Source organism: Malonomonas rubra DSM 5091 (assembly GCF_900142125.1).
Taxonomy (GTDB): Bacteria; Desulfobacterota; Desulfuromonadia; order Desulfuromonadales; family Geopsychrobacteraceae; genus Malonomonas; species Malonomonas rubra.
Window position 1 is genome coordinate 1 of sequence record NZ_FQZT01000002.1, and the last position, 12,990, is coordinate 12,990.

A 12,990-nucleotide genomic window follows, 5' to 3' on the forward strand; every position below is an offset into this window, starting at 1 on the left:
CCGGCATACTGGTTATCAAACAAGCCTGAAAGTGCGCAAGCGAGTCGAGGAGATCTTCGGCTGGATCAAGACGGCAGGCTTGCTCCGTAAAACCCGCCACCGGGGCCTTGATCGCGTTGAGTCTACCTTTACCCTGGCAGCGGCAGCCTACAATCTGGTCAGGATGCGCACCCTGATTTGGGGATTGTGACGAAAAGGGAGTCGATCACGCCGATTGCATCGCGATAAATCGCGAAAACGGTTCCAATGGCGCTTGAAAATGGTCAGAACTAACGAAACATAGATTGTCAAAGAGCAAAAAATTCTTCTCGGGAGGATAGAGGCCAACTCCCGGCTAGTTTTTCAACGGCCTGCAAGAACAACTTCCTTATATTCAATGCTGACTTCTCCGTCTTCAACTGTCTGGTACGGGAGTTCAGTACCCTGTTTGATTGTCGCTGACTGCCCATTAAGAGTAGTAACTCGCGGAGTAGATATAACTTTAAGCTTACTACCCGCCTCAAGAGCAGAGATTCTCATATCGAGGATAGTGCTGTTCAATACACTATTACCGAACGTAATCCCTGCGCCAACACCACTGGTTCCCAACGAAGTTCCGAGCAAAAAATCGCCACCAAGTCCGATGCCTCCAGCAACATTTTCAGAGGTTCCGCCAGGGTCATTATCATAGGAAACGCCCCAGTTAACACCTAAGTCATGGGAATATTCAGTGCTAACCTCTACGATCCGTGCCTCAATCATGACTTGCCGCTCTGGCGTATCAAGGATTGCGATAAGTTCTTTAACTTTTTCGATCCGTGAAGGAATATCATTAACAATCAGCAGTTTATTTCTATTATCAGGGGTAATGGTTCCCCTATCACTAAGGATTTTTTCCACAGGGGCCTGCACACTGGCAAGGTCAGCATAACTGACGATAATAACTTCTGTTTCAAGAGGCTCAAGCTTCTCTTGAGATTTCAGAGAAGTAAGTTCTGCCTCCTTCATTCCACGAATTTTGTCTTTTGGCAAAACTCTGACAACATTTCCCTCCTGAAGCATCCCCAAATTAGTTATGTCAAGAACCAATTCAAGGGCTTGGTCCCAAGGGACATCAATCAAACGTAGAGTTACATTTCCCTTCACGTCATCAGAAGCAATGATGTTTAACTCACTGATCTCAGCAATCAAGCGAAGAATATCTTTGACATCTGCGTTATCGAAAACAAGAGACGTTTTAGCGCCTGTATACTGTTTACCAGACTCTGAAACCACATCTTCAAAAACAGGCACCGGCATTGCGTTTGCGGCAGAAGCGCTCACTTCGCCAGTCATAGACGGCTGATATGTTGGTTGTGTGCCATCAACTGGAAGAGGCATGATACCTGTCACAATCGGATCAGCAGCAGCAAAACGACCATCACTAACGATAAATTCATATCCTGAAACCGCTTTTTCAAGGCGATAAGGAACATCACCTTTTAAGAAAACAGAAAAACGGACCTCAGGTTTACCAGACACATTAACCAGATAGGGGGTTACAGAATTAATTGCACTTGGAAAAGCCAAGGTATCAAACACTCTACGAAGCGCCCGTGGTAACGTAGCGTTTTTCAATGAAAATGTAATCTTGTTATCTTCCCTAACAAGCTCACTAGCTGTTGACAAACCATCTAAGCTGATAAGAAATTTTGATTGACCAGAGTCGTTAGAAAAATCAATTGCCGTAACCTTCGCACTTCCCATGGTAGCCGGCTCAGACTTTACCTGCTCTGCTACTTTTTGAGTTGGTTGCCAGGTGACCACAACCTGCTCATTTTCAGTGTTGACGTTAAATGTTGGAAAAACTCCTCCATCAACATCAAAAACAAAACGGGTCTTGTCCTCGTAAGGACCAACTCGAAGAGCCTTAAATCCCTCACTCAGTGGATAGCGACGACTATGTTTCCCTGGCTGAACGCCATAGAGGTCAACAACCAAACGTTTAGGGGAATCAAGCGTAAAATAGCGAACTTTTTCAACGCCTGCACTTGCCGTCAATTCGGCTCTCTGCCCATCTACTGAAACAGATGAAAGCGACTCTACGGCCCAACCTACTGACCCCAGCAAACCGACTATGGCCAGCACGACAACACTGAGGCGCAAAATGCTTCTTCTCATATTTAATTCCCCTAATTGAAACGTGAAAAAGTCGACCCTTCAGTAGGCCTACATCTCGATATAGCGTTCTTCCTTGATAAGTTTTCCAGTCAGACTATCAATCCCGGCTTCTTCTACGACAATTCTATCAGGAGCCTTTTCAATTCTTTGTCCGGTTATTTTATCGATCTCGATTTGTTTGGTTTCAATTTTTGTCACTACTCCACCGTGCGGCCCAACAAGGTCTCCTAATTTGACTGTATAACTTTTACCATCAGGGGCCTTTACCATAGCCCTCGGAGTCCCTTGAACTACCAACATCGCCATCATTCTCAACTGGCCTAATTCATATTTCCCCAAAGGACCCAAATTGACTTTTGGAGCCACGGCAGTTTTACTCATCTTTTGAATCAATGGCGCAAAAGGATCTCTTCTTCCAGCGGGACTATAGGTAAACTCCGGTTTTTTTTCAGGCGTAACAGATGTAATAGCTTCATCCTTGGCAACGGCATTTCCACTCGTTAAAACAGGCATACCAAGAAAGACAGCCAAGCAAACGACTAGCGCCTTTTTCAGTCCTTTATGTTTCACCGTCGCCCTCCTTTTTTAGCTTTTTTGGCTTGGGCAGTCCCTCCCTCAATAAAACGGAAGGTAATAGCACTACAATCGATAGCAAGGTTTGTTTTTCCGTCAACGTCCTTACCGCTACCCATTTTCAAACCTTGAATATTCACAATACGTTCCATTTTTCCTACAGCATCAAAAAACAACGCAGCCTGATGATAAGATCCACTCAACTTAAGTGCCACAGGAACTTCAGCATAAAATCCTTTTACATTTTCACCCTTTGGCTGAAAGCGGATAATATCAAGTCCTTTTTCTTTGGCTAACGCACCAATATTTGTAAGCAGGCTGGGTATTTCCTTTTTCAATGGGAGCTCACCCAAGGCCAGCTTTAAGTCTTCCTGAAGTTTTGCGTATTCTTCTTTATAAACCTTCAACTTAGCTGCAATTCTTTGGTTTTTCTGAAGCTGTACCTGGGCAGCATCTCTACGTTCGACCAGCTTAGAATATTCATCCACCTGCCCCTGATAAACCGTAAAGTAAAAACCGGCACCAATAGCAGTAACTATCACGAGCACAATCAAGGCCCTTTGATAGGTAGGCAGATTCAGTACTTTTTCTACTCTTGCATCCATGAACTAGCCCCAATCTATTTGTTTTGTGACGGCTTTTCTGACTTACAATTAAGAGAGAATTTCTGCATCTTCACATCCCCCACTGCCGACTGTTCTGTAACCGACAGCTCAACATCTTTATAGTAGGGAGACTTTTCTAACTTTTGCATAAATAATGCAACAGTCTTCTCTGAATCACCAAAACCCGACAGTTTGATATTGCCTTCACTTTCAGAGAACTGTGTTAACCAAACTTTTTCCGGCAAAGCAATGCTTAATTCGTCTAAAAGACGCACAGGCCCAGACTTTGCTTCTTTCAACTCCCTTAATACCGACAACTTTTGCTCGATCTCTTTTTTCTTTTTTTCGAAATCAGCAACTTCGCCGAGTTTTTTACGCAATGCTTTGTTTTTAGCTTCTATACTCGCTATTTCATTGTTTATTTCGTCTATTGCCCAAGCCTGTTTGAAATACAAAGTCCCACAGATTGCGCCGGTGACAAGCAAGCTAAGTAGCAAAACAAATAATTGAAATTTCAGCTTTTCTTTTTTTTGCGCGGCCCTGACAGGAAGAAGATTTATATGAATCATTTGTCACCAACCTTCCTCATTGCCAAACCGGTAGCCACTGAAAACATCGGTCCGATTGCATCAAGATATTCCTTATCGAATTCTTTATCATTTACAGTCAGATTTCGAAACGGATCGGCACGCTCTACCGTTATAGCTAAACGCTCTTCCAACGTTTTACGAATTTGTTCGGAGCTTGACGCTCCGCCAGTCAAATACACCTTTGAAACCCTGTCTTCACTTGACGTCGCCGTGAAGAAATCGAGTGATCGTTGAACCTCTTGAACCAAGTTCTCGACGGCATCTGCCAGCACTTCTTCGACGGAATCAGCATCAACATCTGCTACTTCACTAGTCCCTAGTTTCGCCTGCTCCGCTTCTTCACTGCTCAGGCCTAGGCGTTTCTGCAATTCCTCGCTCAAAAGGTTACCACCTGCCTGGATATCCCTGGTGAAGACCGAAACATCACCTTTTAGCACGTTGACACTTGTTGCACTGGCACCAAGATCGATCAGCGCTACAACCTCGTCTTCGACGAAGCCATAGTTGTAATCAAACATGTTCTCTACAGCAAAACAGTCTATGTCCATAACCACAGGCTCAAGTCCTGCTTCTGAAAAGACAGAGACAAAGTCATCAACAAAATCTTTTTTCGCTGCAACGAGCATAACATTCATCTGCGAAGGGTCTTTAGAGTCAGGGCCAAGAATCTGGAAATCGATATTGACTTCAGAAATGTCAAAGGGAATATACTGTTCCGCCTCCCACTGAATGGAAGCCTCCAATTCTTCCTCTGTCATAATTGGAAGCATTATTTTCCTAATGATAACTGAATGACCAGAAACCGAAGTTGCTACCCTCTTGGCCTTCACCTTCATGCCGACCATCAAATTTTGGATTGCTTCCACAATTGAAGTAGAATCCATAATGGTGTTATCGACAATCGTTTCAGGGGCGAGCGGCATAACCCCAATATTTACAAGATGAAAATTCCCACGCGACTCACGCAAGCGCACAAGCTTCACCGAACTTGAGCCGACATCGATACCGACAATATCTTTTTTCGAGGCGAACATTCCTAATCCAGTCAGAAAAGAGTTACCTTTTAAAAACACAGAACCATTATACCGCTTATTTGCCTGGAAAGACCTTTTCCTTATCAGTCAAATTATATCCGAGAGCCAGAATAATCTTTCTCATAGTTTCCATTCGACATGGGTATCCACGCTCAATACGGGTGATCGTCAAAGGCGAGACATCAGCTTTGCGAGCAAGTTCTGCTTTGCTCATCAACAAAGACTCTCGGATTTCTTTTACACTGTTATGAAGCATGCACTCAGCCCCTAGATAGCAATAATATTCAAATTGTGCATAATTATAGGTCAATGAAGTCTATTGTCAAGAAATTTTAAATTAATCCAATAATCAAAAAATTATCGTAAACATTTGAAATGAAGAAGATAAACGCAAAAACACAACCTATAGTAAGAGGTCTCAGCAATTAGCAATATATATAGTGGCCACAAAAAAGGAGGGGTAGCTAATTAAATACAAACTACCTGTAAAATGACAGATACCAATTGATAATTTGCTCTCCCCAGAACAAATATATAATTGATGCGCTCGCCAGAAAGGGTCCAAAAGGCAAAGCAAAACGGGAGTCTTTCCCCTTGATCAACATCAGAGGAACACCGATCAAAGTTCCTCCAAGTGAGGCAAAAAATATTATCGGAAAAATGGCTTTCCAACCGAGAAATGCTCCGATCATTGCAAGGAGTTTGATGTCGCCACCACCCATCCCCTCCCTTTTCAACAGGATTTCATATAACCAGGCGATTACTAACAACAAGCCACCACCCAGCAAGATCCCCAATAAGGAATCGAGCCATGAAAGCCAAGGGATAGCAAACGAACAGGTGAAACCGATCGGGATGCTCGGCAAACTGATAATATCGGGGATGATTTGATGATCCAGGTCAATAAATGTAATAACGACAAGTAGTGAAACGAACAAAGCATAAATCAGCGCCGTCCAACTGAAACCGAAAAACCACAGCACCAGAACAAACAACAAACCATTCAGCGCTTCCACTAATGCATAGCGAGGCGAAATATTGACGCCACAGGATGCGCATCTCCCCTTAAGCAGAAACCAACTTAATATTGGTATGTTTTGATACCAGCGAATTTTGGTTTCACACTTTGGACAACGAGAAGCGGGGGAGACTACCGACATGCCCCCAGGAATGCGGTAAATGCAGACATTAAGAAAGGATCCGAAAATTGCTCCTAAAACAAAAATACAAGTCAATACAATTTCTAATGCTGGCATCTGCCCTCCCAAACCAATCAATGGCCAGACTCACTTTCAGCAAACTTACTAGTACTAAAAACACGGCCGGACTTCATAAGAACCCATTCCCCACCATAAGGATCTTTTGGCATCACCAACAGGTAACCAGCGGCAACAAGATCACCTAACCGTTCAGGCATCTGTCCACGTTTTTCATGATACCTATCGAGTGCTTCTTCTATCTGAACCGCCCCCTCCAACGCCTCCAAACGCATTGCCAAACGTCGCCTCAATAAAGGCTCATCCGTCTCAGCCAACATTTGTTTCAGGAACAGCAAAGCAGTTTTCGATTTTCCGCCATAATAAGCTAATCGAGCACCAAGCGTTTTTAAATATTCAGGGCTCCCGGGTAGTTTAGAAGCTTGCATAATATACGTTGCTGCAGTTTCATAGTCCTGTAAGAAATAATAACTATTAAAACCTATAAAAAAAGGAAATCGCCAATCCCAATCCCGATACTTAACGCCTTTCCTTAATATCTCATTCGCTTCTTCAGGCCTACGTGCATCCCAAGCAAGCAGCCCCTCAGCCAACATATACGGGTCCACAAAATACGGATCAAGATCCGTAATCACACCAAGACTTTTATGAACAAACAGCCAGTCATCCTCAGCCATAGCTTCATCTGACTGACTGCGCCCACCAACAAACGTCAAGGTTTTCAAAAACAGAAAGTCAGAAAGAAGTCCGTGCTGCCCAAAAGCCAGGACACGAGTAAATTCAGATGGAAGAATATACGCCGCTGGCGCATTTTTTCGAACAGTCCCCCTGTCCTCCCAGACAACTCCAAATAAATTATAATAAATCAACAGCGCAAGACTCAAACATAACGCTCGAACCCAATAACGCATCAATTGAATTCCCGCCTAGTGAACACGAAAGATGCCAACAATAACAAAATGACCGCGTAGACCACGCCATAACCAAAAGAAAGGATTAACCGTTCCAGAGACAGAGGTAAGCCGTGAGCCGCCTCAACAGTGAAATCGAAAACAGCTAAATTAGGTAAAAAATAAGAAACAACATGGACAAAAGAGACAAGTGAATCTGATATCATACGTTCTTGACCAGCAAGTTCTGTCTGAAGGTAATAAACAACCTCTTCAATGCTCACCCCCACCACATAACTACTCAATGTGAAAATAAGAGCGAGCAGCGAGTTGCTGGTAAGCGAACTAAAAAAAATCATAATAGCTGACAACACCCACAGCTTAAGAAGAACAAAAAAGCCGGCAACCCAAAATAACCAAAAAGAGAATCCAATAAAATAATTCGCATAAAGAAGTTTCACAAGAAGAACAGTAGATGTCGAAAAGGCCAAAAGCAGCAAAAGCGAGACACTTACAAAAAAAAGAATGCCCAAGTACTTCCCCCAGACATACTGTCCACGCGAAAGGGGCTTCGACAAGACCAGTTGAATAGTTTTACGATCAATATCCTTGCCCATTAAATTGACACCAACAAAAAAAACCAGCAGTAGCCCGGCAAAAGAAATAGCCGACAAATTCATGTCGACTGTCACTTTACCGATATCACGCATAAAGAAACCCGCAACAGTTATATTAAGACCAAAAAGAAATAGGGCTAGAAAAGCAACTCCAAACAGAGCACGATTTCGGATACCTTCCTTAAAAGTAATCACTGCAAGAGCATAGATCGTCTTCATCTGGCTTGCTCCTGGACTATCTCAACAAACAGATCCTCTAGAGATAACCATTCTGAGCGCCCCCCCTTGACAGGAATCCCCGACTGCTCAAAATAACGATTCAAAGAGAAATATTCTTCTGTAGGGATTGCCACCAAATGGCCTCCTTCAAACTCACGAACCCGCCCACCTAGTTGCTCTATCTGTTCAATTTCTACCAATTCCAATATCCGCGTCTCCAAAAACAAAAGCCCATCGTTAATCTGCAACAACTCATTGCGAGAAAACTCTCTGACAAGACAGCCCTTATTCAAAAGACCAATACGGTCACATAATCGTTCCACATCATTAAGTATATGTGAGCAAAAAAATATTGTCTTGCCTTGTCGCTTTAACTCCATTACTAGATCAAAAACCATCTTCCGACCAACTGGATCAAGACCAGACATAGGCTCATCGAGAATCAGAGTCGAAGGGTCATGAAGCAAAGCAAAACATATTCCTGCGCGCTGTAGCATTCCCTTAGAAAAAGTTCTTAACGGCCTCGCGTGAACATCAGTTAAACATAAACGTTCCACCAATTCTTCAGCACGCAATCTTATTTCTTTTTTTTCCATACCCGATGTTCGGCCAGCAAAAAACAACAATTCTTCCAATGTTAAGTGATCATAAAGATATGGATTCTCAGGAAGATAACCAATTTCACGTCGAAAACTGGTTCCAGAAAGCTCCTTCCCCCTAAACAAAATCCTGCCGACATCTGGACGGACCAATCCCATAACCATCCTAATCGTCGTACTCTTCCCTGCCCCATTAGGTCCAATCAACCCAAAAACTTCTCCTCCATTAACCTTAAAACTTAAACCATTGACAGCGCGGACATTTTTCTTGAAGAGTCCAGGGTTATAAGTTTTTGCCACATCTCGAACTTCAACCTCAATCATTGCTCAATTCCATTTTTGAAAAATCCAAGACATCCCCTTGAGGCCAAAAGCTCTCCAAAGGACGACCAGTGTTTCTTGAGGCTTCTAGCATATTCAGGTAATGCAGAAAAGACCATGTCAAGTTATCAGACGGCATTAAATCAATTGCCTCCTCAATAGCTCCCCTAGCTTCAGATTCACGACCATCAAGTAGGTACAAGCGAGCAAGATCATACCATTGCCATCTCGAACCTTCAAAACTCACTAAGCGTATATACAGGGGAATAATTTGCTTTGCAAACGCAACATCCTCAGCCGCCAAAGTCAACTTAGCATAATGTGGCAAAACTTTTGACATCACGCGATATGAACTATAAGGATTATCCACCAAATTATTCATCTCTTGAAGGGTGTCAGAGACCTGAACAGCACTCAAAACCTCTTCTCGAAATTTGCCAATACTTAGCTCGTAAGAAAACAATAAGCATGTCAAAAAAAGACCAACAGTAGAGGCAAAAAAAACTAATTTTTTTTGAGTTTCTCCAAATTTTATTTTTATCAAATCATTATTCGCTAGAAAGATCCCTAAAAAAACAAAAAAAAGAACAAGCAGTTGAGGGGATCTTAGGACCCAGGAAAACATTGATTGAAAAATGAATGGAAAAATAAATAAATGAATGAAAAAAACTTTTTTATCTAATCCACCTCTATTTCCTACAAGGAGCTTTAAAAAGGAATAAAAATAGTAAATCAACAAAACTATACATAGTCCCCCACCTAAAAATCCTGTCTCTGCAAATAACTGAAATAACTCATTGTGAGCCCAATCAGTATTAGACATTGCTTCGTAGGGGACAAACCCCAATAAATCTCTAGCCAGCAAAGCATAGCTATCCTGTACCAGACCAAAAGTTCCTAAGCCAGTACCGAATAAAAAATTATCAAAGAAAATCAAAAATGAACTCATCCACAACAGGAACCGAACGTCAATGCCGGTGCCCACTGCAGAAAGCGCTCGAGGTGAAAAAGATGAATCAGAAAAGATAAATGGCTGCAAACGATAAACAGAAAACGCACAAATGAGCACCAAAACCAACGTCCAAAACTCTTTGCTTTCGAATAATTCTGAGCAAAATAAGCGCTTCTGCAAAACCAAGACAACCATAAACGCAATAATCAGAAGCAAGGAAAGAGTTCCGGCTCGAGAACCAGTCAAAAAGAAGACATACGAAACAACAAAAAAGGGGAAATATTTAAAAAAACAAAATATCCCGGGAAGATTTAAATTATCAACTGATGAATACTTATAAAAGTAAGACAAGATTATAACTATTAGAAAAACCGAAAAAAGATTTGGCTGACCATAAAAACCCGTAACTCGAAGAGATTTAATGTGGGGCAAAAAATAAGGTATCAGAAATCCATCAGATGGTCCTTGAATCATATAAAATGAATATTGATAAAGCCCAAATAAAGCTGAAATTAAACCAAAAAAAGTCAGAAATGACAAATATTTATCAAACAGACTTTTATATATAAAGAAAACATTAGCTGACGTCAAAGTAAGTAGTAAATAGAGAAAATAGATTGCAGAAAGAAGAAGTGACCAATAAGGGTTAATTGAAAAAAAGGAGGTAACTATAAAGAGTGAAAAAAGAAAAAATAATAAATTTAATATTTTACTATAATAAAACTCTTTTCTACAAAAAAAAACATCAAGACAGAAAGGCAAGAAAAAGAAAGTAAAAAAAGTTTCGGAGATTTATCAATACTTCCTAAAAAAGGGACAATCAGTATTTGTTGTAATAAAATAAATACTAAAAAAAATATATCTCCATGTTTTTTCAACATATTATGCCTATAAATAAAAAATGCCCCTTTAAAAAGGGGCATTTTCCGAAAAAATTAATAATCAATCAAAATTCCAGCCTAATGTGGCAAATGCATCTTCAGACGCTCTTGTTGTCGGGATAGCCAAAATGGTGGTGTCCAGCGCGGTACCTGTCGCATAACTAGCTGTACCGATGTTATTCAAATTTTGCCCGGTACAGTATTTAGCATTTCCACCGGGGTGAGCCGCGGCAACTGCATACCACTGAGCAGTCACAGCAGTTGTACCATCAGTTACATAGCGTGCAACAACCTTCGGCGACAGACCGATGTCCAGTGTTGCAGAGTTAGCGTTCGATCCAATATTCAATTCACCAGCTGTGCCGGTATCCGAAAGGACATCCTCAGCGAAAGAAAAGCTCGCAAACATAAGCACACAAGCGACCATAACCATAAAACAAAGTGATTTTTTATACATATTTATTCTCCAAAAGAACGGAAGTTAAAAGCTTTAGCTTAAAATTAGTACGGATAGTAATATTCGTCCGTGTAAAAGCCTTCAAGCGAAGTCTTTATTGTCTTCACGTCACTCTGGGCAGCAGAATTAAACGCCTTCTGACGATAGGAAGCGAACTGCGGAATCGCAATGGCAGCCAGAATACCGATGATCGCAACAACGATCAGCAGCTCGATCAGGGTGAAACCCTTTTGGTTCTTACGGAATTTCTTCAACATCCTTGTGTCTCCTTTCCTGAGAGGACATGTGCCGAAACCGGCGTAGCAAACGTTTTTTCTTTGATTAACGATATCCTCTTAGAGCAAGGCATATACCAATATTAAATAAAAATAGTTTTTTTTAACGATTGTTTGTAAATTCAGCAACTTAAGCCTTCTTTAATTTTAATGGTGAAAATTGGCTCTTTGCACACCCTGCCTCTCTGTCAATTTACGTCAATCGAAACTGACAATTTTTGTCACTACCGCTATCTATTCCTCATCGCCCATATTCAGTTTTGACAACCGGTAGCGGAACGAGCGAAAGCTGATCCCCAGAAGGTCTGCAGCATCTTTTTTGACGCCATTCGACTTCTGCAATGCTTTTTCCAGCATTGTCTTTTCAATATCGGCCAGCCATTCTTCAAGATTAAAACCTGCTTCCGGCAACTCTTCCAAGACAGAACAGGGGCCATCCGAGCGCTTTTTGATTTGTGGTGGCAATTGTTCAACAGTCAATGTCTCCCCTGCTCCCAGGACAATGGCTCTTTCAACGAAATTTTCCAGTTCACGTATATTTCCAGGCCAGGAATACTCGAGCAGATACGGAAGTGCATCCGCAGCGATAGGAAGGTGTGAATCGCCAGTACGGACGTGGTAAAAGTAATCAATCAACAAAGGGACATCCGTACTCCGCTCACGCAAGGGAGGCAAATCGACCTGCACGACATTCAATCGATAATATAAATCCTCTCTGAAATCACCATCGCGGACCGCATCTTCCAGATTTCGGTTGGTTGCCGCCAGAAGTCGAATATCAAGGGGATTGTTTTTGGTTCCGCCCACACGACGGTACTCACGTTCCTGCAGAACTCTCAGCAATTTCACCTGCATTGCCATGGGCAGCTCGCCGATTTCGTCCAAGAACAGCGTCCCCCCGTTCGCCGCCTCAAACAATCCATCCTTGCGTCTTTCTGCCCCCGTGAACGCTCCCTTTTCATGCCCGAACAACTCACTTTCCAGCAGGTTTTCCGGAATCGCCCCGCAGTTAATCGGCACAAACGCCTGCTGCTTTCTTTCACTGTTCAGATGCAACGCTTTTGCCACCAATTCTTTACCGGTTCCACTTTCTCCGGTAATCAGAACGTTGGCTTGACTGGGGGCAACTCTTTCCAGTAAAGCCACTAAATTCTTCATTGCAGAAGAGTTTCCCACCAACTGTTTGAAAGAAAACCGCTCATCCAGTTTCTTTTTCAGTTGAATATTTTCGCTTTGCAGGTGATTGCGCTCGAGGGCCTTTTTGATAACCAAACGAATTTCATCGTTTTTGAATGGCTTGGTAATGTAATCGTAAGCACCAAGCTTCATCGCTTCAACTGCCTCTTCGGTTGAAGAAAAGGCTGTAATCATGATGACTGTCAAATCGACTTCCTGCTGCCTGATTTCTCTGAGAAGCTCAATGCCAGTCATCCGCGGCATCTTGATGTCACTGATCAAAAGATCATATTTAACATCATCAAGTTTTTTCAGTGCCTCTTCACCGTTGACTGCTTCATCGACGCGATATCCTTCACGTTGCAACATGATGGATAAGAATTCACGCATACTTGCTTCATCATCGACAACAAGGATCCTGACCTGTTTATTTTCACGAATCATC

Annotated in this window: 15 protein-coding genes; 1 reads left to right on the forward strand and 14 read right to left on the reverse strand. The window is 42.2% G+C overall.

Features of this window, described 5'->3' with window-relative positions; all coding sequences use genetic code 11:
* Window positions 1–190: transposase (locus BUB13_RS02810; protein WP_139249292.1), on the forward strand; the 190-nt coding region annotated here is incomplete at its 5' end.
* 152 nt (window positions 191–342) lie between these two features.
* On the opposite strand, the gene BUB13_RS02815 is transcribed toward BUB13_RS02810, so the two are convergent.
* The 14 genes from BUB13_RS02815 to BUB13_RS02880 form a co-directional block, all read right to left on the reverse strand.
* Window positions 343–2,139 carry a type IV pilus secretin family protein gene (locus BUB13_RS02815; protein WP_072905381.1) on the reverse strand — a complete coding sequence of 599 codons (1,797 nt, stop codon included), beginning with the start codon at window positions 2,137–2,139 and terminating at the stop codon, window positions 343–345.
* Window positions 2,140–2,187: 48 nt separating this feature from the next.
* The gene (locus tag BUB13_RS02820; protein WP_072905383.1) at window positions 2,188–2,709 is read right to left on the reverse strand and encodes a pilus assembly protein PilP; all 522 of its coding nucleotides are present in this window, start codon (window positions 2,707–2,709) and stop codon (window positions 2,188–2,190) included.
* Window positions 2,706–3,317 carry a type IV pilus inner membrane component PilO gene (locus tag BUB13_RS02825; RefSeq protein ID WP_072905385.1) on the reverse strand — a complete coding sequence of 204 codons (612 nt, stop codon included), beginning with the start codon at window positions 3,315–3,317 and terminating at the stop codon, window positions 2,706–2,708. Before BUB13_RS02825 ends, BUB13_RS02820 begins: the two co-directional genes overlap by 4 nt.
* 14 nt (window positions 3,318–3,331) lie before the next feature.
* Window positions 3,332–3,886, reverse strand: a complete 555-nt coding sequence (locus BUB13_RS02830; protein ID WP_072905387.1) for a PilN domain-containing protein — start codon at window positions 3,884–3,886, stop codon at window positions 3,332–3,334.
* Window positions 3,883–4,941, reverse strand: coding sequence for a type IV pilus biogenesis protein PilM (gene pilM / locus BUB13_RS02835; RefSeq protein WP_072905389.1), 1,059 nt, complete (start codon window positions 4,939–4,941; stop codon window positions 3,883–3,885). The genes BUB13_RS02830 and pilM overlap by 4 nt, the downstream gene beginning before the upstream one ends.
* Before the next feature lie 55 nt (window positions 4,942–4,996).
* Window positions 4,997–5,197 (reverse strand): helix-turn-helix transcriptional regulator, encoded by a 201-nt coding sequence (locus BUB13_RS02840; protein ID WP_072905391.1) that lies wholly within the window; start codon window positions 5,195–5,197, stop codon window positions 4,997–4,999.
* A 223-nt stretch (window positions 5,198–5,420) separates the two neighbouring features.
* Window positions 5,421–6,197, reverse strand: a complete 777-nt coding sequence (locus tag BUB13_RS02845) for a prepilin peptidase (protein WP_072905393.1) — start codon at window positions 6,195–6,197, stop codon at window positions 5,421–5,423.
* A 17-nt stretch (window positions 6,198–6,214) separates the two neighbouring features.
* Window positions 6,215–7,069 (reverse strand): tetratricopeptide repeat protein, encoded by an 855-nt coding sequence (locus tag BUB13_RS02850; RefSeq protein ID WP_072905395.1) that lies wholly within the window; start codon window positions 7,067–7,069, stop codon window positions 6,215–6,217.
* Window positions 7,069–7,884, reverse strand: a complete 816-nt coding sequence (locus tag BUB13_RS02855; RefSeq protein WP_072905397.1) for an ABC transporter permease — start codon at window positions 7,882–7,884, stop codon at window positions 7,069–7,071. The genes BUB13_RS02850 and BUB13_RS02855 overlap by 1 nt, the downstream gene beginning before the upstream one ends.
* Window positions 7,881–8,807, reverse strand: a complete 927-nt coding sequence (locus tag BUB13_RS02860; protein WP_072905399.1) for an ABC transporter ATP-binding protein — start codon at window positions 8,805–8,807, stop codon at window positions 7,881–7,883. The genes BUB13_RS02855 and BUB13_RS02860 overlap by 4 nt, the downstream gene beginning before the upstream one ends.
* Window positions 8,800–10,296, reverse strand: a complete 1,497-nt coding sequence (locus BUB13_RS02865) for an O-antigen ligase family protein (protein WP_139249293.1) — start codon at window positions 10,294–10,296, stop codon at window positions 8,800–8,802. Before BUB13_RS02865 ends, BUB13_RS02860 begins: the two co-directional genes overlap by 8 nt.
* A gap of 402 nt (window positions 10,297–10,698) precedes the next feature.
* A complete protein-coding gene (locus BUB13_RS02870; protein WP_072905403.1) occupies window positions 10,699–11,094 on the reverse strand; it encodes a hypothetical protein in 396 nt (131 codons plus the stop codon).
* Between the two features lie 44 nt (window positions 11,095–11,138).
* The gene (locus BUB13_RS19325; protein ID WP_072905405.1) at window positions 11,139–11,351 is read right to left on the reverse strand and encodes a type IV pilin protein; all 213 of its coding nucleotides are present in this window, start codon (window positions 11,349–11,351) and stop codon (window positions 11,139–11,141) included.
* Between the two features lie 252 nt (window positions 11,352–11,603).
* Entirely contained in the window at window positions 11,604–12,989 is a 1,386-nt protein-coding gene (locus BUB13_RS02880; RefSeq protein ID WP_072905407.1) for a sigma-54-dependent transcriptional regulator, read from the reverse strand.
* Between the last annotated feature and the right edge of the window lies 1 nt (window position 12,990).